This window comes from Mumia sp. zg.B17, from assembly GCF_019550915.1.
Classification (GTDB): Bacteria; Actinomycetota; Actinomycetes; order Propionibacteriales; family Nocardioidaceae; genus Mumia.
In genome coordinates, this window is the sequence record NZ_JAHWCI010000006.1 from 589,248 (window position 1) to 611,752 (window position 22,505).

The window sequence follows — 22,505 nt, forward strand, 5'->3', positions numbered from 1 at the left end:
CGGTGACGTCCCCCACTCTCGAGTCTCGTGGCAACCGAGCCTTCGTCCTCGCGTGCATCATCCTGCTCGCGCTGAACCTGAGGGCGTCGGTGGGCAGCGTCGGCGTGGTCCTCAACGACATCCGCGGTGACCTCGACATGTCGGCGACCGCCGCCGGCGCGCTCACCACGCTCCCGGTGATCTGCTTCGCCCTGGTCGGCTCGCTCGCGAACACGATCGTGCGCGCGATCGGCCTGCACACCACCGCTATCGCGTCGACCGCGGTCGTCGCGGTCGGACTCGCGGCACGGACGTTCGCCGAGAGCGGCGGGCTCTTCCTCATCGCCTCGGCTGTGGCACTCGCGGGCTGCGCGATCGGCAACGTGATCCTTCCGCCGTTGGTGAAGGTCCACTTTCCCGACCGGATCGCCCTGGTGTCGTCGATCGCCGGCGCCGCCATCGTCGGAGGGGCGACGCTGTCGGCCGCCCTCACCGTTCCCATCGCGGAGGCGACGGGTGACTGGCGGTGGGGCCTGTTCACGTGGGCCCTGCTCGCGGCCGTCACGCTCGTCCCCTGGCTCCGGCTGCTCCGCCACGACGTCCGTTCCACCGACGCGGCGACCCCGATCACGATCGGGGAGCTGGTCCGCGCTCCGCTGGCCTGGATGATGGCGGTCTGCTTCGGGGCACAGGCCGCGCAGGCGTACGCCCAGTTCGGCTGGTTCCCCGCGATCCTGGAGGATGCCGGGCTCAGCGACGCCTATGCGGGCAGCATGCTGGCGATCGTCACCGGGATCGGGATCCCGGCCGCGCTCCTGCTGCCGGCGGTCATCGGCTGGTCACGCGACCGCGCGTGGTTGCCCTGGTCGTTCGCCGTGGTCACGGCGGCCGGCTGGCTCGGCGTCCTCTGGTGGCCGACCGCGGCGCCGTGGGCCTGGGCGGTCCTGCTGGGCATCGGAGGCGCCGCCTTCCCCTGGGTCCTGACGATGATCGCCAAGCGGTCCCGCACGCACGAGGGCACGGTCGCGCTCTCGGGGTTCGTGCAGGGACTCGGCTACCTCATCGCGGCGCTCGGCCCGTTCGGGACGGGACTCCTCCACGACTCGACGGGTGGGTGGGGCGCCCCGGTCGCGATGCTCGTCGCGCTCGCGCTGCTGATCGGGGTCGTCGGGACCTACGTCGCCCGGCCCGTCATGGTCGAGGACCAGCTCCACGCTCGCTGAGTCCTTCCTGGGGCCGCAGCATGAGGTCGTGGTCGCCGCTGAACCCCGCGCGTGCGTAGAGCGAGACCGACCGTGCGGTCGGGCTCAGGACGAGACGGACCAGGCCGGTCTCGTCCGCGTACGAGGTCAGTGCCCCCATCAGCCGCCCTCCGACACCCGCGCCCCGGTGCGCGGGCACCACGTAGACGTTGGCGACGTAGCCCCAGCTGCCCGTGGCCCGGCCCGGCCGCGGCATCCGCTCGAAGATCATCACGTTGAGCATGCCGACCGGCGAGCCCTCGCCGGTCTCGGCCAGCCAGACCACCCGCTGCGCCGACTCGCGGGCGAACCACGCGTCGAAGCGGTCGAGGAACGACGGGTCGTCGGTCGGACCGTCCCGCTCCTCGGTCCACCGCGCCCGGAGACCGGAGAGGGCCCGCACGTCGGCCGCCCCGGCGCGGCGTACCCGCATCAGAGGACGCTGAGCGGGAGCAGCGTCTTGCCGGTGGGGCCGATCTGGATGTCGAGGTCCATCTGCGGGCAGACGCCGCAGTCGAAGCAGGGGGTCCAGCGGCAGTCCTCGACCTCGCGAGCCCCGTCGGGGTCGATGGCGTCCTGCCAGTCCTCCCAGAGCCAGTCACGGTCGAGCCCGGAGTCCAGGTGGTCCCAGGGGAGCACCTCGGCGTACTCGCGCTCCCGCGTGGTGTACCAGTCGAGGTCGACCGGCTCGTCGGCCAGCGCCTCGTCCGCGCAACGCTCCCAGCGCTCGTACGAGAAGTGCTCGCTCCAGCCGTCGAATCGGCCGCCGTCACGCCAGACCGCCTCGATGATGCGGCCGACCCGTCGGTCACCCCGCGAGAGGAGGCCCTCGATCGTGCCCGGCTTGCCGTCGTGGTAGCGGAAGCCGATCGCCCGGCCGAAGCGCTTGTCGGACTGCACCGAGGAGCGCAGCTTGCGGAGTCGCTCGTCGGTGGTCTCGTGGTCGAGCTGGGCGGCCCACTGGAACGGGGTGTGCGGCTTCGGGACGAAGCCGCCGATCGACACCGTGCAGCGGATGTCCTTGCGGCCGGACACCTCACGGCCGGTCTCGATGACCTTCTTGGCGAGCTCACCGATCTGCATGACGTCCTCGTCGGTCTCGGTGGGGAGGCCACACATGAAGTAGAGCTTGACCTGGCGCCAGCCGTGCGAGTACGCCGCGGAGACCGTCCGGATCAGGTCCTCCTCGGTGACCATCTTGTTGATCACCTTGCGCAGGCGCTCCGACCCGCCCTCGGGAGCGAACGTGAGGCCGGACCGGCGCCCGTTGCGGCTGAACTCGTTGGCGAGCGTGATGTTGAACGCGTCGACGCGGGTGCTCGGCAGCGACAGCGAGGTGTTGGACCCCTCATAACGGTCGCCGAGCTGCTTGGCGACCTCTCCGATCTCGGTGTGGTCGGCGCTGCTCAGCGAGAGGAGGCCGACCTCCTCGAAACCGGACTTCTTGAGCCCGTTGTCGACCATCTCTCCGATGGTCTGCAGGCTGCGCTCGCGCACCGGGCGGGTGATCATGCCGGCCTGGCAGAAGCGGCAGCCGCGGGTGCAGCCGCGGAAGATCTCCACCGAGTAGCGCTCGTGGACGGTCTCGGCGAGCGGGACCAGCGGGTTCTTCGGGTACGGCCACTGGTCGAGGTCCATCAGCGTGTGCTTCGTGACGCGCCACGGGACCCCGGGACGGTTGGGGGCCACCCGCTGGATGCGACCGTCGGGGAGGTAGTCGACGTCGTAGAACATGGGAACGTAGACGCTGCCGGAGCTCGCGAGGCGCATCAGCAGCTCCTCGCGACCACCGGGACAGCCCTCGGCCTTCCACTCCCGCACGACCTCGCTGATCTTGAGGACGATCTCCTCGCCGTCACCGAGCACCGCCGCGTCGACGAAGTCCGCGATCGGCTCGGGGTTGAAGGCGGCGTGCCCACCGGCGAGGACGATCGGGTCGGCGTCGGTGCGGTCGGCCGCGCGCAGCGGGATGCCCGCGAGGTCCAGAGCCGTCAGGAGGTTGGTGTATCCGAGCTCGGTGGAGAACGAGACACCCAGCAGGTCGAACGCCCTGACCGGGCGGTGGCTGTCCACCGTGAACTGAGGGATCCCGTGCTCGCGCATCGCGGCTTCCATGTCGGGAAAGACCGCGTACGTGCGCTCGGCGAGGAGCCAGTCGCGCTCGTTGAGGACCTCGTACAGGATCTGGACGCCCTGGTTGGGGAGACCGACCTCGTAGGCGTCGGGATACATCAGGGCCCACCGGACGTCGACGGCGCTCCAGTCCTTGTTGACGGAGTTGAGCTCCCCGCCGACGTACTGGATCGGCTTGCTGATCGTGGGAAGGATCGGCTCGAGCCGGTCGAAGACCGACGCGACGGAGTCGTCGAGGTGGTTGACGGGCATGCCACCAGGGTAACGAGGGATGTCCCGCCCACCGAATCCCTCGCGGGTCACCGTCTGGCGGCCGCGGGTCACCGTGTGGCGGCCGCGGGTCACCGTGTGGCGGCCGCGGGTCAGCGGGAGCGGATGGCCCGGGACCGGACGACCACGGCCGGAGGCGCACTGCGACGGCCGATCGCGACCAGCAGGCCCACGGCCATCGCCGAGGCGAACAACGCCGTGCCGCCGTACGACACGAACGGCAGCGGCACGCCGGTGATCGGCATGATGCCCAGCGACATCCCGATGTTCTGGAACGCCTGGAAGCCGAACCAGCACCCGATCCCTGCCGCTGCCAGCCGGTCGAAGAGGTCGTCGGCCCGTGCGGCGATCCGCAGGCACCGCCACACCAGGACCCCCAGGAGCAGCACGACGAGCCCGGCGCCGAGGAGACCGAGCTCCTCCCCCGCCACCGTGAAGACGAAGTCGGTGTGCTGCTCGGGGACGAAGCCGGCCTGCGTCTGGGTGCCGTGGAAGAGTCCTTGACCGAGCAGACCACCGTTGCCGATCGCGATCCGTGCCTGCACCGTGTTGTAGCCGGCCCCGCGCGGATCGAGCTCAGGGTCGGTGAAGGCCTCGAAGCGCAAGACCTGGTACTCCTCGATGACCCCCACGGCGATCGCTCCGAGGACCACCGCCAGCCCGACCGTCACGAGTCCGCCGAGCCACAGGAGACGGACACCCGCGACGGCGAGCACACCCAGGACGATCGCGGCCATCACCATCAGCGTCCCGAGGTCGGGCTGGGCGAGGATCAAGGCAGTCGGCACGGCAGCGCAGGCCAGGGCCAGCAGGACGTCGGACGAACGGACGACCCGGCGCATCCTGCCCTCGGTCCGCTCGGCGAAGAGCAGGGCCATCACGAGCACCACGCCGAGCTTCGCGAGCTCGGCCGGCTGGAGCGAGAGCCCGCCCACCTGCAGCCACGAGCGTGACCCGTTGACCACGGCGCCGACACCGGGCACGAAGACCAGCACCAGCCCCAGGACCGCGGCGCCGTAGACGACCGGCGCCCACAACCGGATCCACCTCCGGTCGGTCGACGCCATGACCACGCCGAGCCCGACGGCGATCACGACGTTGGTCGCCTGCTTGACCAGGTACGCGGTGGGATCGCCACCGGTGAGGTCGTCGCGCGACGCGGTCGCCGACCAGACCAGCAGAGTCCCGACGACCGAGAGCGCGAGGGCCGACGCGACCAGAGGCAGGTCGACGTCGCCCCACGAGGTCCGCACCGAGGCGCCAGGCCGCAGCGCCGGGCGTACGGTCCCCCGGCCGCTCACCGGTCGTCCTCCTCGTCGGCATCGGCCTTCGTGCGCTTCGTGACCGGCGGCAGGATCCTGCCGTCGTCGGCGACCCGAGGGAGCGAGACCGGCGGTCTGGCTCTCGGCATGAGTGCCCGGTCCCGCCGGACCTTGCCGCCCTCGATGCCGTACAGGCCCTCCCAGATCGCCCGCACCGCGTCGCCGGACGACCCTGAGCCGGTGCCCGCCTGCTCCATCATCATCACGACGACGTAGTTCTCGTCGTACGAGGCGACCCACCCGGTCGTCTGACGCCCTGTGACCTCGGCGGTCCCGGTCTTGGAACGGACCTTCACCTGGTCGAGCGGGAAGCCGCCCATCTTCCAGGCCATCGTGCCCGTCTTGGCGGTGTCGAGGAGCGCGCCGTCGATGTAGCGCAGGTGCTTCTTGCTGACCGGCACGCGTCCGGCACGCTCCGGAGCGATCTCGCGCACCACCGAGCCGTCGGCGTCCAGCACCGCCTTCGCCACCCGGGGCTCGTAGAGCGTGCCTCCGTTGGCGAGCGCGGCGTAGCCGACAGCGAGCTGCAGCGGCGTCACCAGGGTCTCGCCCTGACCGATCGAGAAGTTGACCGCGTCTCCCGCTCGGTAGACGTAGCCGTCGGCGCAGAACTCGCGCGCGAACAGGCGCAGGTAGGCGCTCTTCACCTTCTCGGGCTTGCGGGCGATCGCGCAGTAGCGGTCCTTGTTGGCCTTCCAGTAGTCCTGGCGCCACTGCCGGTCGCCGAGGCGCCCGCCGGCCTCGCCGGGGATGTCGATGCCGGTGCGCTCGGAGAACCCGAACGCGCGTGCCATCTCGACCAGCGGGTCGTGGACGCCGGTCTTGGCGTCGGTGCCGCCCTGGTCCGTCCATGCGGCGTATGCGATCCGGTAGAAGAACGTGTCGCAGGACGCCGCGAGCGCCCGGTCGAAGCCGATCGGCCCGTACGAGGCCGACTCGTAGTTCTTGAACCACCGGTTGCCCACCTGGAGCCCGGAGGAGCAGTCGAGGCGCGATCCGGTGTCCCACCGGTCCTCGAGCGCTCCCGCGGCGACGAAGGGCTTCCACGTCGACCCCGGCGCGAGCTGCGCCTGCGTCACGCGAGACAGCAGCGGGGTCCCGGAGTCCTCGGCGTAGAGCGACTCGAGCTGCCGGTTGGTGATGCCGTCGACCCAGACCTGCGGGTCGTACGACGGGTAGCTCGCCGCCGCGATCACTCGCCCGTCGTCGGGGTCCAGGACGACGGCGGCCCCGGCGGTCGCCTCGTAGCTGCGTCCGGTGACGTCGTCGTGGGTCGTGCGGGCCTTCTCGATCGCCTTCTTCAGCTGCCCCTCGGCGAGCGCCTGGACCCGGGAGTCGATGCTCGTGACCAGGGTCCTGCCCGCCTGCGGGTCCACCGCCGTACCCTCCGCGATGACCCGACCTCGCGAGTCCACCGACTTGCCGGTCGTCCCCGGGACTCCACGCAGGTCGGCGTCGTAGCTGCGCTCGACCCCGGCCCGTCCGACCACGGAGGCCGCGTTGAGGCTCTCGTCGTCGCGCTCGCGCGCCGCGTCGTACTCGTCAGCGGTGATCGGCGTGACGTAGCCGAGCAGCTGCGCGGCGTTGACCCCCTCGGGGCGCGGGTACGCCCGCACCGAGCGCTGCTCGGCGGCGACCGCGGGGAACTCCTCGGCCCGCTCCGACAGCGACAGCGCCACGTCCCGGGGGACGTCCTGCGCGACCGGGACCGGCTCGTACGGCGAGCCGTTCCAGCAGGCCGGGGGCTCCGGCGCCCCCTGCTCGCCACACAGCTTGATCCGGTCGAGGAGCACGTCGTAGTCGAGGTCGACCAGCCGGGCGAGCCGTCCCAGCACGTCGCTCTGCTCCTCGGACTCGAGCCGCGTCAGCCGCGAGCGGTCGACCGTGACGACCCAGGTGACCTCGTTGGCAGCCAGCGGGCGCCCCATCGCGTCGACGACGAGGCCGCGCTGAGGCTGCACGAGGACCTGGCGGTTGGCGTTGTTCGCGGCACGCGCTTGGTATTCGTCGCCGCCGACGACCTGGACGTACCAGAGGCGGGCGCACAACGTCGCGAACAGCGCGACCACGAGCACCTGCACCACGACGATCCGTGCCCGCCCCCGCCGCACCGTCACCACCTGACCTGTGGGGCAGGCTCGACCCTGCCGAGCAGAGCACGGACGCCGGGCACCAGCGCCAGGCCCAGCACCACGTCGTAGACGACGGCGAGCGCGACGACCGGGAGCACCATCGCGAGGTGCGCCCCGGGCTCACCGAGGGCGAGGCTGCTCAGCGCGAAGATCGAGGTGCCGACGAAGGCGGCCGCAGCCACGGTGAGGCTGTCGCTCAACCACGACGGCCGGCTCCCCCGGTCGACGGTCCCGGCGAGGTAGCCGACCACCGTGAGCGATAGCGCCCACTGACCGAGGACGTGGTCGGAGGGCGGCGCGGCGTCGAGCAGCAGGCCGCCGGTGAACCCGGCCCACGCGCCTTCGGTGGTCCCCCCGCACAAGCCCACCGCCACCACGAGGACGAGCACGACGTCGGGAACCACCGCGGTCGGGACCAGCGGCGCCAGCACGCTGGTCTGAGCGACCACGCCGACGACGAGCAGGGCCACGACGAGGGCGACCCGACGGCCGTCCACCGTCACGATCCCTTCCGGGCGCCGACGACGACCGAGACCGTGTCGAGGGCGGAGAAGTCGACGTAGGGCGCCACCGTCACCGATGCCGTCTCGTCACGCGGCGACTCCACGACCTTCTCGACGCGGCCGATCGGGACCCCGGCGATGTACGGGACACCGTCGCGCGATCCCCACGAGACGATCGGGTCACCGACCTTCGGCACGGCGGAGCGGTCGAGCACCTCGAGGTTCAGCCGCCCCGTGCCCGACAGGCTGCCGTCACCACGCAGCATCCCGAGCTCGTGCTCGGCTCCGAGCCGCGCACCGACCACCGAGTCGGCGTCGACGAGCAGGAGCACGACGGCGTTGCGCGAGGTGGCGCTGATGACGCGACCGACGAGGCCGTCGGGACCCAGCACGGTCATGTCCCGGCGGACACCGCGTGACGTGCCCGCGTCGAGGACGACCGTGCGCCGGAAGGACTGCGCTGCACCGATCCCGACGACGTGGGCCGTCACCGTCTCGAGGTCCGCCGAGGTCGCGAACGCCGCGAGCGCGTCGTACTCGGCGAGCCGCGTCCGGTCGACGTCGGACGAGGCCACCAGCCCTCGCAGGCGGGCGTTCTCCCCCTCGAGCGCGGCCTTGTCGTCGCGGAGCTGGTCGCGGGTGGCGAAGCTGTCGACGCCGAACGGCGACAAGAGCCGATGGGCGCCCGACTCCAGTGGTCCGAGCACGGAGCCGGCGAGCGTACGGGCGGGCGATCCGGCTCCGGACAGGTCGACGCTGATCAGGGCGACGGCGGCGAGCAGCAGCACGAGCAGAACCGTCCGCGGACGGTGCTGCTGGTCGGGGCGACGACGGGTCCTGGCCACGCCGTCACCTGCGGGGCTCGGAAGTGAGCACCTGCTGCAGGGCGTCGAACTCCTCCACGCACTTGCCGGCGCCGAGCGCGACCGAGTGGAGGGGGTCGTCGACCACGTGGACCGGGATCTGCGTCTCGTGGCGGATCCGGTCGTCGAGGCCCGGCAGCAGCGCCCCGCCGCCGGTGAGGACGATGCCCCGGTCCATGATGTCGCCCGCGAGCTCGGGCGGCGTCAGGTCGAGCGTGCCCCTGATGGCGTCGACGATCGCCGCCACGGGCTCCTCCAACGCGCGACGGACCTCGCCGACGGTGACGTCCACCGTCCGAGGGAGACCTCCGACGAGGTCGCGGCCGCGGACGTGGACGGTCCGTTCGTCGGGCAGGGGGAAGGCTGATCCGGCCGTCACCTTGAGGTCCTCGGCCGTACGGTCGCCGAGCAGCAGCGCGTGCTCCTTCTTGAACCACGCCACGATGGCCTCGTCCATGTCGTCGCCCGCGGTGCGGATCGAGCGGCTGGCCACGATGCCCCCGAGCGCGATCACCGCGACCTCCGTCGTGCCTCCGCCCACGTCGACGATCATGTTGCCGGTCGGCTCGTGCACGGGCAGACCCGCACCGAGCGCTGCCGCCATCGGCTCCTCGACGATGAACACCTGGCGGGCTCCGGCCTGGTAGCCGGCCTCTCGGACCGCACGCTGCTCGACCGAGGTGATGGCGCTCGGGACGCACACGACCAGGCGAGGCTTGGTGAAGTAGCGACGCCGGTGGACCTGCTGGATGAACAGCCTCAGCATGTGCTCGCACGCCTCGAAGTCGGCGATCACGCCGTCCTTCATCGGTCGGACCACCGAGATCGCGTCAGGCGTGCGCCCGTGCATCCGCTTGGCCTCAGACCCCACGGCGAGGATCTCATGGGTCTGCGCAGCGAGGGCGACGACCGACGGCTCGTCGAGCATGACGCCCTTGCCCCGCACATAGACGAGGGTGTTCGCCGTGCCCAGGTCGACCGCCATGTCGCGCCCGAGCAGGCTGCGCAAGGGGAAGGACATGGGCTCAGGCTAGGTCGGCGTCGCAGTCTTCCCGGGCAGACACGCCCGCGAACCGCCGTACGGCCCGTCCGAGCGGGGATGTCGGTGCCTGCTGCCAGGGTGTGGTCATGTCCTCTGCGCCTGCCCTCGTCGAGCTCCGCCGCTACGCGCTGCACGCGGGTCAACGCGAGACGCTCGTCCGCCTGTTCGAGTCGGAGCTCGTGACCCCGCAGGAGGAGGTCGGGATGTCGGTCCTCGGACCGTTCCGAGACCTCGACGATCCCGACCAGTTCGTCTGGATACGCGGGTTCGACGACGCCGCGAGCCGCGGGCCGGCACTGCGCGCGTTCTACGAGGGGCCGGTGTGGGCCCGGCACCGCGACGCCGCGAACGCCACGATGATCTCGTCGGACGACGTCCTGCTGCTCCGTCCGGTCTCGGGACGTGCCTTGTCCCCCACCGCCGACCTCGCCGCGGACATCGTCGTCGTCACGCTGTACGAGCCGGACGACGTCGACGACTTCGCCGCACTCATGGCAGAGCAGGGCGACGACCTCCTCGCCGAGCTGGGCTCGGTCGCCGTCGCGGCGTACGCCACCGCCGACGTCGTCAACGCGTTCCCGGCGCTGCCGGTGCGCGAGGACGTCGACGTCTACGTCCGCGTTGCACGGTTCGCCACGGCGTCGGAGCACGCCGCCCACCGACGGCGGCTGGAGTCCGCCCAGCAGTCCGACGGACTGTTGTCCGCGCTGCGCGCAAGTGTCACCGGCGAGCTCCGGCTCGTGCGGACGGAGCAGTCCGCCTCGCGCTAGGTGGCGCGAGACCTCAGCCGGCCACCGCCCGGTGCAGGGCGTCGCGGTGCTCGGCCAGCCAGACCTGGCGACGTCGGATCGCCTCGCCGACACCCTCGTCCCACATCCGCGCCCAGCCGCCACCGAGCGTCTCGGCGTTGTGCCGCATGCGGAACCATGCCCGCGCCGCGGCGTTCTCGACGACGTCGACCAGCCGTGCGCGGTCGGCCGCGGCGAGCCCGTACGCGTCGACCAGCAGGCGGGCCCGCGCGAAGACGTCCACGTCGGCGAGGGGGCGAGGTCGGTCCTGCACAGGGACGAGGGGAGCCCACCAGAGCAGGAGGTTCTGCACCTCCTCCGTCCGGGTGGCCGGACGAACGAAGTCGAAGTCGATGAGAGCACGGGCCTCGCCGTGGTCGAAGACGACGTTGTCCGGCGTCACGTCGAGGTGGCCGATCAGCTCGGGTGTCCCGGCGACGCGCGCCGGGGTGCCGGCTGGGTCGGCAGTCGGCAGGCCGGTTGCCGCGGCCGGGACGCCGAGGGTCTCGACGGCGTCGTCGTAGCGGCGAAGCAGCCGCGCGACGCTCACGATCCGTGCCTCGTCGGCGATCCAGCCCGGTCGCGGGCGTGAGGCGACCTCCCCCGGACGTACGAGACCACCTGCCGGCCGGCCTCGTCGATCCCGAGGTGGCGCGGGGCACCGTCGAAACCGACCCGCTCGAGGTGCGTCAAGACATCGATCACGAGCGGCGTCTGCGGACCGGTGGGTCGGCGTACGGTGTCGCCGACGCGCACCAGGCCCTCGGTGACGTCACCGCCGAGGAGGGGGACCTCGGGGAGCGAAGGGTTGGGCTCGCGATATCTCACGCGGCCCGCGCGGTCAGACCAGCTCGGGGAACCACAGGGCGATCTCCCGCTCCGCCGACGCGGTGGAGTCCGAGCCGTGGACGAGGTTCTCGCGGTTGGACAGCGACAGGTCGCCGCGGATGGTGCCCGGCGCCGCGACCCGGCCGTCGGTCGCACCGTTGAGCACGCGCACGACGTCGATCGCCGCGTCGCCCTCGAGGACCAGTGCCGCCATCGGGCCGGACGTGACGAACGCGCGCAGCGGCGGATAGAAGTCGCGCTCGACGTGCTCGGCGTAGTGGGCGTCCGCCTTCGCGCCGTCGATCATGCCGAACCACATCGCGGCGATGCGGAGCCCCTTGGACTCGTAGCGGCCGAGGATCTCACCGACGAGACCGCGGCCGACGGCGTCGGGTTTGAGCAGGACCAGAGTGCGTTCGGACATGGACCGAAGCCTAGCGAGCCGGGGTGGAGCGGCTTCTCAGCGGGCGTAGAACTCGGGGTTGGCGGCCCGGTCGCGCTCGATGCGGCGGCCGAGCACCCACGCCGTGGCCCAGATCGCCGCGAACACGCCGCCGACGAAGAACGCGATCGGGAGCAGGAAGCCCATCGCCACCGCGCCCACCTGGACGAGCCACCCCAGGGCGTACGCCCACGGGAAACGCAACAGACCGGCTGTCACCAGCGCCAGGGCAGCCAACCCCAGGCCCCAGGCGAGCGCCACGCCGGTGGACACGCCCTCGACCTGGATCATCACCGGCGTCGCCAGTGCGAGGACGATCGCCTCGAAGAACAGCACTCCGGCACACATGCCGCGCATCAGTCCACCGTCTCTCTCGGGGCAAGCAGCACTCGCGCCTCTCCCACGGTCACCACCGAGCCGGTGACGAGGACACCCCCGCTGCCGACGCCCTCGCCGTAGCGCTCGCTCTCGGCCAGCGCGACGGCCTTCTCGATCGCGTCCGGGAGCCGTCGCGCGACGTGGACCCGATCCGAGCCGAAGATGCCCTCGGCGACGTCGGCGAGCTCGTCGGCGGGCATCGCCCGGTCGGTCGCGTTCTGGGTGCAGACGATCTCGGCCATCACCGGCTCGAGCGCCTGCAGGATCTCGTCGACCTCCTTGTCGGCCATCACGCCGACCACCCCGATCAGAGGGGTGAAGGAGAACGCCTCCTGGACCGCCTCCGCGGTCGCACGTGCACCGGCCGGGTTGTGGGCCGCGTCGAGGACGACGGTCGGGCTGCGCCGTACGACCTCGAGCCGGCCCGGCGAGGTCACCGCGGCGAAGGCGTCGCGCACGATCGTGCCGTCCAGCTCCTTGGACCCGGTGAACGCCTCGACGGCAGCCAGGGCGTACGCGGCGTTGTCGGCCTGGTGGCTCCCGAACAGCGGCAGGAAGACCTCCGGGTAGGTCCCCCCGATGCCCTTGAGCGTCAGGAGCTGACCACCGAGGGCGGGCGTCCGGTCGATCACGCCGAACTCCACGCCCTCACGGTGCAGCGTCGCTCCGACCTCGGTGGCCCGCGCCGCGATCTCGGCGGCGGCATCCTCGGGCTGGCGGGCCACCACGACCTGGGCGCCGGGCTTGATGATCCCGGACTTCTCGACGGCGATGTCGCCAGGCGTGTCACCGAGGTAGCTGGCGTGGTCGACGTCGATGGGAGTGATGACCGCGACCGCGGCGTCCACGACGTTGGTGGCGTCCCAGGTGCCGCCCATGCCGACCTCGACGACGGCCACGTCGACCGGGGCGTCGGCGAAGGCCTGGTAGGCGATCCCGACCATGAGCTCGAAGTACGACAGCGGGACCGGCTGGCTGTCGTCGACCACCTGGGCGTACGCGGCGACGTCGGCATAAGCCTCGACGAAGAGCTCCTCGCTCAGCGGCTGGCCGTCGATGCTGATGCGTTCGGTCATCGAGACCAGGTGCGGGCTCGTGAACCGGCCGGTGCGCACTCCCAGCTCGCGCAGGAGTGCGTCGATCATGCGGCCGGTCGAGGTCTTGCCGTTCGTGCCGGTGAGCTGGATCACCGGGTACGCCGTCTGGGGGTCGCCCATCAGACGGCACAGGGCGCGGATGCGCTCCAGCGACGGCTCGAGCCTGGTTTCGGGCCAGCGCGCCAGCAGGGCCTGCTCGACGTCGGCGTACGTGGGGTTCGTCATCGCGTCCAGTATCCCAGGGATGCAAACGATGACTTCCTGACGCCCGGCCGGTCGTAGGGTCGAACAGCTGCTTTTCAGGGGGAACACCATGCACCGATCGATCGCCGGATGGATCAACCACCGCTTCACACCTGTACTTGCGATCGTCTTCTGGGTCGTGGTCGTCGGTCTGCTCGGCTCGACGGCCGGCCAGCTGACCGACGTTCAGGAGAACGAGGCCGAGAACTGGCTGCCCACCAGCGCGGAGTCGACGAAGGCGCTCGACGCTGCCAAGAGCTTCTCCTCCCCCAACCTCATCCCGGCGGTGGTGGTGTACGAGCGCGAAGGCGGCCTGCAACCGGCCGACACGGCTGCCGCACAGGAGGACGCGGCGACGTTCGCCCAGCGCGACGACATCGACGGGAAGGTCGTCGGTCCGATCCCGTCCGAGGACGGCGAGGCCCTCGAGATCATCGTCCCGCTCAACCTGGGCGAGGACGGCTGGAACAAAGCAGCCGAGGTCGTCGACGAGCTGCAGGCCACCGCGGGCGACGGTGATGACGGGCTCGAGACGTACGTGACCGGCCCTGCGGGGCAGGCCGCGGACTCCGCCGCGGTCTTCGAGGGCATCGACAGCACCCTGCTGCTCGCGGCCGGCGGCGTGGTGACCATCCTGCTGCTGCTCACCTACCGCAGCCCGGTCCTGTGGCTCCTGCCGGTCGTCTCGGCCGCCGTCGCGCTCGTCGTCGCCCAGGCGGTCATCGTCCTGCTGGCCAAGTACGCGGACCTCACCGTCGACGGTCAGAGCGCGAGCATCCTGACGGTCCTGGTCTTCGGCGCCGGCACCGACTACGCCCTCCTGCTGGTCGCCCGCTACCGCGAGGAGCTCCGACGGCACGAGAGCCGTCGTGAGGCGATGGCGAGCGCTCTGCACCGCGCGGGACCCGCGATCGTCGCCAGCGGCGCGACCGTCGCGATCGGCATGCTGTGCCTGCTGCTCGCCCAGATGACGTCGACCCGCGGCCTCGGTCCGGTCGCCGCGATCGGCATCGTGTGCGGTCTCGCGGTGATGCTCACGATGCTGCCCGCGCTGCTGGTGGTCCTGGGGCGATGGATCTTCTGGCCGCGCATCCCGCACTTCGGCGACGTCGACCCGAGCGCGCACGGCGTGTGGGCCGGCGCCGGTCGCCGCATCGCCCGGCGCCCCCGGCGGATCTGGGTCGGAACCTCGCTCTTGCTGGCGGTCGCGAGCATCGGCATCATTCAGCTCAACGCGACCGGTCTCAGCACCGAGGAGGCGTTCCTCGGCACGCCCGACTCCGTCGCGGGCGAGAAGGTCCTCTCCGACCACTTCCCGGGCGGTGCCGGCGCGCCGGTCGTCGTGGTCTCGAGCCCCGAGACAGTCGATGACGTCCGCGCGGCGTTCCAGGCCGACGACGGGATCGCCGACCAGAGCGTGACCGAGCCGACGGTCAAGGGCGACCTGGCCTACATGGAGGGCACCCTGGAGTCCGAGCCCGACAGCGACGCCGCCTACGACGCGATCGAGAACCTCCGTGACGACCTCGACGCCGCCGACCCCGACGCGCTGGTCGGTGGCACCACCGCTGTCACCCTCGACATCCAGAACGCCTCGGCCCGCGACAACCGGGTGATCATCCCGGCGATCCTCGTGGTGGTCGTGCTCATCCTGATGGCACTGCTGCGCGCCCTGGTCGCGCCCGTCATCCTGCTCGCCACGGTGGTGCTGTCCTTCGGGGCGGCCCTCGGCATCAGCGCGCTGGTCTTCCGTCACGTGTTCGGGTTCGCGGGGACCGACACGGCCTTCCCGCTGTTCGTGTTCGTCTTCCTCGTCGCGCTCGGGATCGACTACAACATCTTCTTGATGACCCGGGTGCGCGAGGAGGCGCACCGGGTCGGCACACGCAGGGGTGCCCTCATCGGGCTCGCCGCGACCGGCGCCGTGATCACCTCGGCGGGTCTGGTGCTCGCCGGCACGTTCTCGGTGCTGGCGACGCTCCCGCTGGTGTTCTTCGCGCAGATGGGCTTCACGGTCGCGTTCGGCGTGCTGCTCGACACCCTCGTCGTACGGTCGGTGCTGGTGACCGCTCTGAACCTCGACGTGGGGCGCCACATGTGGTGGCCGAGCGCTCTCGCGCGCCAAGAGGACGTCGCCGGCGAGGACGCGCTCGGTCCGCACGCAGATCCGGTCGCGGTCGGAGGCGAGGGTGGACCACGGACCCCGTGACGGGAGGTTGCAGCCGGGTCACGGTCGAGGATCGCCGCACTCCTAGACTGGCGTCATGAGCAACGTGCCGGAGAAGCCTGCCCTGGAAGGGCTCGAGCAGAAGTGGTCCGCGCTGTGGCAAGAGCGTGGCACCTACGCGTTCGACCGCTCCAAGACGCGGGACCAGGTATACGCGATCGACACACCGCCGCCGACCGTCTCCGGGTCGCTGCACGTCGGCCACGTCTTCTCCTACACGCACGCCGATCTCATCGCCCGCTTCCAGCGCATGCGTGGCATGGAGGTCTTCTACCCGATGGGTTGGGACGACAACGGTCTGCCCACCGAGCGCCGCGTCCAGAACTACTTCGGTGTCCGCTGCGACCCCTCGCTGCCGTACGACGAGGACTTCACGCCGCCCGAGAAGCCCGACCCGAAGCGCCAGATCCCGGTGAGCAGAGAAAACTTCATCAAGCTCTGCGAGGAGCTCGTCGAGATCGACGAGAAGGCGTTCGAGGACGTCTGGCGCACCGTCGGCCTGTCGGTCGACTGGGAGCAGACCTACACGACGATCGGTGACACCTCGCGGACCGCGTCGCAGCGGGCCTTCCTCCGCAACCTCGCACGCGGGGAGGCCTACACCTCCGACGCCCCGACCCTGTGGGACGTCACCTTCCAGACGGCGGTGGCGCAGGCCGAGCTCGAGGCCCGCGACTACCCGGGGCACTACTACCGGGTCGGTTACACGCTCCCCGACGGCTCGAAGGTCCACGTCGAGACGACCCGGCCCGAGCTGACCCCGTCGGCGGTCGCGCTGATCGCCCACCCCGACGACGAGCGCTACCAGCACCTGTTCGGCACGACGGCGACCTCGCCGATCTTCGGCGTGGAGCTGCCGATCATCGCGGATGCCGCCGCCGATCCTGAGAAGGGCTCAGGCATCGTCCACTGCTGCACCTTCGGCGACCTGACCGACGTCCAGTGGTGGCGCGAGTACGACCTGCCGACGCGGACGGTCGTCGGTCGCGACGGCCGCATCCTCCGGGAGGTCCCGGGCTGGATCTCGTCGCACGACGGACGCCGGGCGTACGAACAGCTGGCCGGCAAGACCGTCTTCTCCGCGCGCGAGGCGCTCGTCGCCGCGCTGCGCGAGTCCGGTGACCTCGACGGCGAGCCCAAGCCGACGACCCGCATGGCGAACTTCTACGAGAAGGGCGACAAGCCCCTGGAGATCGTCTCGACGCGCCAGTGGTACCTCGCCAACGGCGGTCGGGAGCCGGAGCTGCGCGGTCAGCTCGTGGCGCGTGGCCACGACATCTCGTGGTCCCCGGCCTACATGCAGACGCGCTACACCAACTGGATCGACGGTCTCAACGGTGACTGGCTGCTCAGCAGGCAGCGCTTCTTCGGGGTGCCCATTCCCGTCTGGTACGCCCTCGACAACGAGGGTGAGCCCGACTACGAGAACCCGATCGTGCCGACCGAGGCCGACCTACCGGTCGACCCGCAGGCACAAGCACCGAGAGGCTTCGAGGAGTACCAGCGCGGCAAGCCGGGCGGGTTCGTCGGCGACCCGGACATCTTCGACACCTGGGCCACGTCGTCGCTCACCCCGCAGATCGCCTGCGGCTGGGAGCGCGACCAGGACCTGTTCGAGCGGACGTTCCCGATGGACCTCCGGCCCCAGGCGCACGACATCATCCGCACCTGGCTGTTCTCCAGCGTGGTGCGTGCCCACCTCGAGAACCACACCGCGCCGTGGTCGCACGCGCTGATCTCAGGCTTCGTGGTCGATCCCGACCGCAAGAAGATGTCCAAGTCCAAGGGCAACGTGGTCGTCCCGACCGACATCCTCGAGAAGTTCGGGGCCGACGCGGTGCGTTGGCGCGCCGCGGGCGCACGACCCGGTGCCGACTCGCCGTTCGACGAGGCCCAGATGAAGGTCGGGCGCCGCCTCGCGATGAAGGTGCTCAACGCGTCCAAGTTCGTGCTCGCCGCGCCCGAGGCGTACGGCCTGGGGGTCGACGCCTCCTTCCTCGAGCCGCACCGGGTGACCGAGCTCCTCGACCTCTCGATGCTGCGCCGGCTCCGCCAGGTCGCCATCGAGGCCACGGAGGCGTTCGAGGCCTACGACTACACGACGGCGCTCGAGGTGACGGAGCGGTTCTTCTGGGACTTCTGCGACGACTACCTGGAGCTCGTGAAGGACCGCGCCCGTGGCGAGGGCGCGGGCGCGGACTCGGCACGCTGTGCCTTCGCGATCGCCCTGTCGGTCCAGCTGCGCCTGCTCGCACCGTTCCTGCCCTACGTCACCGAAGAGGTCTGGTCGTGGTGGCAGGAGGGCTCGATCCACCGTGCTGAGTGGCCCGTGGCCGACATCGAGATCACGACCACTCCCCACGATCCTGCGCTGCTGGTGGCGGCCGGTCAGGTCCTCGCCGGCATCCGCGGCGCGAAGTCGACGGCGAAGGTCAGTCAGCGCACCGCTGTCACCGGACTGGTCGTGCGCGGCGCCGAGCAGCGCCTCGAGATCGTGAAGCGGGCCCTTCCCGACCTGCGTGCCGCCGGCAACGTCACCGGCGACGTCGAGTTCGTCGTCGACACCTCGCAGCAAGGTGACGAGATCGCGGTCGAGGCCGAGCTCGCGGACCCGGAGCCGAAGAAGCCCGCCGAGAGCGCGGCGAAGCCGAGCGAGTGAACGACCCGGCGATGCGGGACGCCGTCCCCGACGACGTCCCGCAGATCGTGGCCATGCTCGCCGACGACCCGCTCGGCGCGACCCGTGAGTCGCCTGACGACCTCAGGCCCTACTACGAGGCGCTCACCGCGCTCACGGGCGACCCGAGCCAGCGCATCGTGGTCGCAGAGCGCGGCGGAGAGGTGGTGGGCACGCTCCAGCTCAGCTTCCTGCGCGGGCTGGGGCGGCGTGGAGCGACGCGAGCCCAGATCGAGGCCGTACGCGTTCGGCGGGACCTGCGCGGTGACGGGCTCGGGTCGACGATGATCCAGTGGGCCGTCGACGAGGCCCGTGCTGCGGGCTGCCACCTCGTGCAGCTCACGTCGGACGCCTCACGTGAGGGTGCACACCGCTTCTACGAGCGGCTCGGGTTCACGGCGAGCCACGTCGGGTTCAAGCTCACGCTCTGACGGGGCGCGACGTGTCAGATCGTGTGGAAGTACGGCAGGCGCGCCAGCAGCGCGTCCCCGGCCGCCACCGCCGTCGTGACCTGGCCGGCCGTCTCCGGCAGGTCGTCGTACGACAGCGCCAGCATCGTCTCGCCGAGCATGCGCGCGGTCTCGGTGTATCCGGGGTCGCCGCCGGCAGCCTCGGTGATCAGACGGGTGTCACCCGCCTGCGCCTCGAACCGGACCCGGAACCACGAGCGCGCACGTCGTGCCTCGCTGGGCCCCTCCCCCGACCCCCTCATCCCCAGCAGCGCCTTGCGGACGGGCGGGACCTGCACGCCGACAGCGAGCGCACCCAGCCCGAGCGTCGTGGCGACCGCCGTCGGCAGATGACGGAACTGCGCATAGTGCCCGTAGGAGAAGTCAGGTCCGTACGCGGGCAGGGCTCGAGCGGACCTCAAGACGACCTGCGGGTCGATGGTCGGCAGCGGGAGCGCCCACCCTCTGCCCGACGCTCCACGCCCGGGCCGCTCCGACAGAGAGTGCACCCTCCTACCCTCGGGACGTGGCTCGCGCCGGCGGCGTTCCTGCGCCGTCGACCGGCTCGTACGGACCGCGGCGAACCCGCCGAGTGCGGACTGGTAGGTCCCACCCGAGACCTCGCCCGAGGCCCGGACGTACCCCCGGATCGTGATCGGCACGCCCGTCGGGAGCTGCCTCACCGTGTAGAGCACGCCGATGTCGTGCGGTACCGAGTCGAAGCCGCAGGAGTGCACGAGACGCGCGCCCGTGCCTACGGCGGTGTCGTGGTGCTCCAGCCACATGCGGTTGACGAAGTCGGGCTCGCCGGTGAGGTCGCAGTAGGTGGTGCCGGCCCCCGCGCAGGCTGCGACGACAGGCCCGCCGTGGAGGGCGTACGGGCCGACCGTGGACGCCAGGACGGCGGTGGACTCCGCCAGCGCGCGGAGAGAGCGCGGATCGGTCACGTCGGCGACGACGACGTCAGGTGTCGCCCGACCGGTCGCGGCGATGCGATCAGCGACGGCGTCGAGCTTGGCACGGCTGCGTCCCGCGATCGCCCACGAGGCACCGTCTGGCGCGTGCGCGGCGAGGTAGTCGGCAGTGAGGCCGCCGGTGAACCCGGTGGCACCGAGCAAGGCGAAGTCGTAGGTCACGCGGCGAGTCTAGGCTCACCGACGCGGGCGGTCCGACTCAGGAAGCCTTGTCGCGACGCTCTTCGTCACGGTGCGGCACGAGCGTCGGGTTGACGTTGTCGAGGACCGTCTCCTTGGTGACGACGACCTTGGCGACGTCGTCACGGCTCGGGACGTCGTACATGACGTTGAGCAGGACCTCTTCGATGATCGCGCGCAGTCCTCGGGCACCGGTGCCGCGCAGCAGCGCGAGGTCGGCCATCGCGTCGATGGCGTCCTCGGTGAACTCCAGCTCGACGTGGTCGATCTCGAAGAGCTTGGCGTACTGCTTGGTCAGCGCGTTCTTGGGCTGGGTGAGGATCTCGACGAGGGCTTCCTTGTCGAGGTTCTCGACCGTCGCGATGACCGGCAGACGCCCGATGAACTCGGGGATCAGACCGAACTTGAGCAGGTCTTCGGGCATCAGTTGGTTGAACGACTGCCCGGTGACGCGCTCGGCGGCCGCCTCCTCGCGGTTGGGGTTGAAGCCGAGCGACATCTTGCCGTTGCGGCTCTCGATGATCTGCTCGATGCCGGCGAACGCGCCGCCCACGATGAAGAGGATGTTGGTGGTGTCGATCTGGATGAACTCCTGGTGCGGGTGCTTGCGCCCGCCCTGGGGCGGCACGGAGGCCGTCGTCCCCTCCAGGATCTTGAGCAGCGCCTGCTGCACGCCCTCGCCGGACACGTCACGCGTGATCGACGGGTTCTCGCTCTTGCGGGCGATCTTGTCGACCTCGTCGATGTAGATGATGCCGGTCTCGGCCTTCTTGACGTCGTAGTCAGCGGCCTGGATCAGCTTGAGGAGGATGTTCTCGACGTCCTCACCCACGTAGCCCGCCTCGGTGAGCGCGGTCGCGTCGGCGATCGCGAACGGGACGTTGAGCATCCGGGCGAGCGTCTGCGCGAGATAGGTCTTGCCGCAGCCGGTGGGACCCACGAGCAGGATGTTGGACTTGGCCAGCTCGACCACGTCCTCCTTGTGACGGCCGGCGGCGGCGCCGGCCTGCACCCGCTTGTAGTGGTTGTAGACCGCCACCGCGAGCGACTTCTTGGCCGGGTCCTGGCCGATGACGTACTGGTTGAGGAACTCGTAGATCTCGCGGGGCTTCGGGAGCTCGTCGAGCGAGACCTCGGACGTCTCCTGCAGCTCGTCCTCGATGATCTCGTTGCACAGCTCGATGCACTCGTCGCAGATGTAGACGCCCGGCCCGGCGATCAACTTCTTGACCTGCTTCTGACTCTTGCCGCAGAACGAGCACTTGAGCAGGTCACCGCCGTCGATGCGTGCCACCGCTTCCTCACCCTTCGTCGTGCGGGGCTGTGTCCCCCGCCGCTGCTTCTTCGACCGTACCCTGTGCCGGGCCGACGTGTGGCCGACCCGGCGTCGGGCGTGTCAGTTCTGTCAGACCGCCGGAGTCTTGAGCGTCTCCAGGATCTGGTCGACGAGGCCGTACTCGACGGCCTGGTCGGCGGTGAGGATCTTGTCGCGCTCGACGTCGCGGCTGACCTCGTCCTTCGGCTTGCCCGAGGCCTCGGAGATCATCGTCTCCAGCAGGTCGCGCATGCGCAGGATCTCGTTGGCGGTGATCTCCAGGTCGGAGCTCTGACCGTAGGTGCCCTCGGTGTAGGGCTGGTGGATCAGGATCCGGCTGTTGGGCAGTGCGAGGCGCTTGCCCGGGGTGCCGGCCGCCAGCAGGACAGCCGCGGCGGAGGCCGCCTGCCCGAGGCACACCGTCTGCACGTCGGGCTTGAGGTAGCGCATCGTGTCGTAGATGGCCGTGAGCGCCGTGAACGAGCCGCCGGGCGAGTTGATGTAGAGCGAGATGTCGCGATCGGGGTCCATCGACTGCAGGCACAGCAGCTGTGCCATCACCGCGTTGGCGACGTCGTCGGAGATCGGCGTGCCGAGGAAGATGATGCGGTCCTCGAACAGCTTGGCGTACGGGTCGATGCGGCGGAAGCCGTACGACGTCCGCTCCTCCCACTGAGGGATGTAGTAGTTCATCGAGGGGGCGAACTGCTGGTGGGGCATGGTCATGCCGGCTCCTGGGGTCGGGCCGCTGATCGGGAGGACGGAGGCGGTCACGACGCCTCACCCCGTGTCACGTCGTTCACGCGGGCGATCACGTGGTCGATGAACCCGTAGTCCTTCGCCTGCTCGGCGGTGAACCACCGGTCGCGATCGGAGTCGCGCTCGATGGTCTCGAGCGTCTGGCCCGTGTGGGTGGCCTGGAGCTGGTTGAGCTGCAGCTTGAGGAGCAGGCTCTGCTCGGCCTGGATGCGGATGTCGGAGGCCGAGCCGCCGAGACCGCCGGACGGCTGGTGCATCATGATCCGCGCGTGCGGGAGCGCATAGCGCTTGCCTGGAGCGCCGGCGGCGAGGAGGAACTGCCCCATCGAGGCGGCGAGCCCCATGCCCACGGTCACGACGTCGTTGGAGATGAACTGCATGGTGTCGTAGATCGCCATGCCGGAGTCGACGGAGCCGCCGGGCGAGTTGATGTAGAGCCGGATGTCGGTCTTGGGATCCTCCGCGTTGAGCAGCAGCATCTGCGCGCAGATCGCGTTGGCGTTCTGGTCGCGCACCTCCGACCCGAGGAAGATGATGCGCTCCTTGAGGAGGCGCTGGTAGATGTGGCCGTCGAGATCGTTCGGGCCGACCTCGCCAGCCATGCGCGGTGTCATCTCTGTGTTCACGCCCTCGACCCTAGCGGGGCCGGGAGACGAACCCGAG

General features: G+C 70.6%; 21 protein-coding genes. 5 read left to right on the forward strand and 16 right to left on the reverse strand.

Going from position 1 to position 22,505, the window contains the following annotated elements:
• Positions 1–2 precede the first annotated feature (2 nt).
• A complete protein-coding gene (locus KV097_RS11280; protein WP_220344125.1) occupies positions 3–1,202 on the forward strand; it encodes an MFS transporter in 1,200 nt (399 codons plus the stop codon).
• On the opposite strand, the gene KV097_RS11285 is transcribed toward KV097_RS11280, so the two are convergent.
• From KV097_RS11285 to KV097_RS11315, 7 genes are all read right to left on the reverse strand, one after another.
• Positions 1,171–1,653, reverse strand: a complete 483-nt coding sequence (locus KV097_RS11285) for a GNAT family N-acetyltransferase (protein ID WP_220365911.1) — start codon at positions 1,651–1,653, stop codon at positions 1,171–1,173. The two genes, KV097_RS11280 and KV097_RS11285, sit on opposite strands and share 32 nt — an antisense overlap.
• A complete protein-coding gene (locus tag KV097_RS11290) occupies positions 1,653–3,605 on the reverse strand; it encodes a TIGR03960 family B12-binding radical SAM protein (RefSeq protein ID WP_220344123.1) in 1,953 nt (650 codons plus the stop codon). The genes KV097_RS11285 and KV097_RS11290 overlap by 1 nt, the downstream gene beginning before the upstream one ends.
• 110 nt (positions 3,606–3,715) lie before the next feature.
• Positions 3,716–4,924, reverse strand: coding sequence for a rod shape-determining protein RodA (rodA, locus tag KV097_RS11295; RefSeq protein WP_220365912.1), 1,209 nt, complete (start codon positions 4,922–4,924; stop codon positions 3,716–3,718).
• Positions 4,921–7,062, reverse strand: coding sequence for a penicillin-binding protein 2 (gene mrdA, locus KV097_RS11300; protein ID WP_220365913.1), 2,142 nt, complete (start codon positions 7,060–7,062; stop codon positions 4,921–4,923). The genes rodA and mrdA overlap by 4 nt, the downstream gene beginning before the upstream one ends.
• Entirely contained in the window at positions 7,059–7,574 is a 516-nt protein-coding gene (gene mreD / locus KV097_RS11305) for a rod shape-determining protein MreD (RefSeq protein WP_220365914.1), read from the reverse strand. Before mreD ends, mrdA begins: the two co-directional genes overlap by 4 nt.
• A 2-nt stretch (positions 7,575–7,576) precedes the next feature.
• Positions 7,577–8,425, reverse strand: a complete 849-nt coding sequence (mreC, locus tag KV097_RS11310; protein WP_220365915.1) for a rod shape-determining protein MreC — start codon at positions 8,423–8,425, stop codon at positions 7,577–7,579.
• Positions 8,426–8,429: 4 nt separating this feature from the next.
• A complete protein-coding gene (locus KV097_RS11315) occupies positions 8,430–9,464 on the reverse strand; it encodes a rod shape-determining protein (protein WP_220344118.1) in 1,035 nt (344 codons plus the stop codon).
• A 107-nt stretch (positions 9,465–9,571) separates the two neighbouring features.
• On the opposite strand from KV097_RS11315, the gene KV097_RS11320 reads away from it, so the two are divergent.
• Positions 9,572–10,255: an NIPSNAP family protein gene (locus tag KV097_RS11320; protein WP_220365916.1), complete on the forward strand. Its 684-nt coding sequence runs from the start codon at positions 9,572–9,574 to the stop codon at positions 10,253–10,255.
• 13 nt (positions 10,256–10,268) lie between these two features.
• Here the strand turns inward: KV097_RS11320 and KV097_RS11325 are convergent, their stop codons facing one another.
• Genes KV097_RS11325 through KV097_RS11345 form a run of 5 tightly spaced genes read right to left on the reverse strand, consistent with a single transcriptional unit; the run spans position 10,269 to position 13,243 of the window.
• Positions 10,269–10,823, reverse strand: coding sequence for a phosphotransferase (locus KV097_RS11325; RefSeq protein WP_220365917.1), 555 nt, complete (start codon positions 10,821–10,823; stop codon positions 10,269–10,271).
• Complete coding sequence (locus KV097_RS11330) at positions 10,820–11,101, reverse strand: hypothetical protein (RefSeq protein WP_220365918.1); 282 nt, start codon at positions 11,099–11,101, stop codon at positions 10,820–10,822. Before KV097_RS11330 ends, KV097_RS11325 begins: the two co-directional genes overlap by 4 nt.
• Before the next feature lie 13 nt (positions 11,102–11,114).
• Positions 11,115–11,525 (reverse strand): nucleoside-diphosphate kinase, encoded by a 411-nt coding sequence (gene ndk / locus KV097_RS11335; protein WP_220365919.1) that lies wholly within the window; start codon positions 11,523–11,525, stop codon positions 11,115–11,117.
• A gap of 36 nt (positions 11,526–11,561) precedes the next feature.
• A complete protein-coding gene (locus KV097_RS11340; RefSeq protein ID WP_220344114.1) occupies positions 11,562–11,900 on the reverse strand; it encodes a DUF4233 domain-containing protein in 339 nt (112 codons plus the stop codon).
• Positions 11,900–13,243 (reverse strand): folylpolyglutamate synthase/dihydrofolate synthase family protein, encoded by a 1,344-nt coding sequence (locus KV097_RS11345; RefSeq protein ID WP_220344113.1) that lies wholly within the window; start codon positions 13,241–13,243, stop codon positions 11,900–11,902. Before KV097_RS11345 ends, KV097_RS11340 begins: the two co-directional genes overlap by 1 nt.
• An 88-nt stretch (positions 13,244–13,331) precedes the next feature.
• On the opposite strand from KV097_RS11345, the gene KV097_RS11350 reads away from it, so the two are divergent.
• From KV097_RS11350 to KV097_RS11360, 3 genes are read left to right on the forward strand one after another with little or no spacing between them, the layout of a single operon-like run.
• The gene (locus KV097_RS11350; RefSeq protein ID WP_220365920.1) at positions 13,332–15,470 is read left to right on the forward strand and encodes an MMPL family transporter; all 2,139 of its coding nucleotides are present in this window, start codon (positions 13,332–13,334) and stop codon (positions 15,468–15,470) included.
• A 55-nt stretch (positions 15,471–15,525) separates the two neighbouring features.
• Positions 15,526–18,147 (forward strand): valine--tRNA ligase, encoded by a 2,622-nt coding sequence (gene valS / locus KV097_RS11355; protein ID WP_220344111.1) that lies wholly within the window; start codon positions 15,526–15,528, stop codon positions 18,145–18,147.
• Between the two features lie 11 nt (positions 18,148–18,158).
• Positions 18,159–18,596 (forward strand): GNAT family N-acetyltransferase, encoded by a 438-nt coding sequence (locus KV097_RS11360; protein ID WP_220344110.1) that lies wholly within the window; start codon positions 18,159–18,161, stop codon positions 18,594–18,596.
• Positions 18,597–18,610: 14 nt separating this feature from the next.
• On the opposite strand, the gene KV097_RS11365 is transcribed toward KV097_RS11360, so the two are convergent.
• The 4 genes from KV097_RS11365 to KV097_RS11380 all read right to left on the reverse strand — a co-directional run bounded on the left by KV097_RS11365 (position 18,611) and on the right by KV097_RS11380 (position 22,444).
• Positions 18,611–19,750: a trans-acting enoyl reductase family protein gene (locus KV097_RS11365; RefSeq protein ID WP_220365921.1), complete on the reverse strand. Its 1,140-nt coding sequence runs from the start codon at positions 19,748–19,750 to the stop codon at positions 18,611–18,613.
• A gap of 37 nt (positions 19,751–19,787) precedes the next feature.
• Complete coding sequence (clpX, locus tag KV097_RS11370; RefSeq protein WP_220344108.1) at positions 19,788–21,062, reverse strand: ATP-dependent Clp protease ATP-binding subunit ClpX; 1,275 nt, start codon at positions 21,060–21,062, stop codon at positions 19,788–19,790.
• 111 nt (positions 21,063–21,173) lie between these two features.
• Positions 21,174–21,809, reverse strand: coding sequence for an ATP-dependent Clp protease proteolytic subunit (locus tag KV097_RS11375; protein WP_255559416.1), 636 nt, complete (start codon positions 21,807–21,809; stop codon positions 21,174–21,176).
• Between the two features lie 44 nt (positions 21,810–21,853).
• Positions 21,854–22,444, reverse strand: coding sequence for an ATP-dependent Clp protease proteolytic subunit (locus KV097_RS11380; protein ID WP_220344707.1), 591 nt, complete (start codon positions 22,442–22,444; stop codon positions 21,854–21,856).
• Between the last annotated feature and the right edge of the window lie 61 nt (positions 22,445–22,505).

What these genes read in the sequence shown, in the direction of transcription:
- valS (WP_220344111.1), top strand. Translation starts at nt 15,526, where the DNA reads ATGAGCAACGTGCCGGAGAAGCCTGCCCTGGAAGGGCTCGAGCAGAAG.
- KV097_RS11345 (WP_220344113.1), bottom strand. Translation starts at nt 13,243, where the DNA reads ATGACGAACCCCACGTACGCCGACGTCGAGCAGGCCCTGCTGGCGCGC.
- KV097_RS11285 (WP_220365911.1), bottom strand. Translation starts at nt 1,653, where the DNA reads ATGCGGGTACGCCGCGCCGGGGCGGCCGACGTGCGGGCCCTCTCCGGT.
- KV097_RS11350 (WP_220365920.1), top strand. Translation starts at nt 13,332, where the DNA reads ATGCACCGATCGATCGCCGGATGGATCAACCACCGCTTCACACCTGTA.
- KV097_RS11375 (WP_255559416.1), bottom strand. Translation starts at nt 21,809, where the DNA reads ATGACCATGCCCCACCAGCAGTTCGCCCCCTCGATGAACTACTACATC.
- KV097_RS11340 (WP_220344114.1), bottom strand. Translation starts at nt 11,900, where the DNA reads ATGCGCGGCATGTGTGCCGGAGTGCTGTTCTTCGAGGCGATCGTCCTC.
- ndk (WP_220365919.1), bottom strand. Translation starts at nt 11,525, where the DNA reads ATGTCCGAACGCACTCTGGTCCTGCTCAAACCCGACGCCGTCGGCCGC.
- KV097_RS11360 (WP_220344110.1), top strand. Translation starts at nt 18,159, where the DNA reads ATGCGGGACGCCGTCCCCGACGACGTCCCGCAGATCGTGGCCATGCTC.
- KV097_RS11380 (WP_220344707.1), bottom strand. Translation starts at nt 22,444, where the DNA reads ATGGCTGGCGAGGTCGGCCCGAACGATCTCGACGGCCACATCTACCAG.
- KV097_RS11320 (WP_220365916.1), top strand. Translation starts at nt 9,572, where the DNA reads ATGTCCTCTGCGCCTGCCCTCGTCGAGCTCCGCCGCTACGCGCTGCAC.
- KV097_RS11315 (WP_220344118.1), bottom strand. Translation starts at nt 9,464, where the DNA reads ATGTCCTTCCCCTTGCGCAGCCTGCTCGGGCGCGACATGGCGGTCGAC.
- KV097_RS11290 (WP_220344123.1), bottom strand. Translation starts at nt 3,605, where the DNA reads ATGCCCGTCAACCACCTCGACGACTCCGTCGCGTCGGTCTTCGACCGG.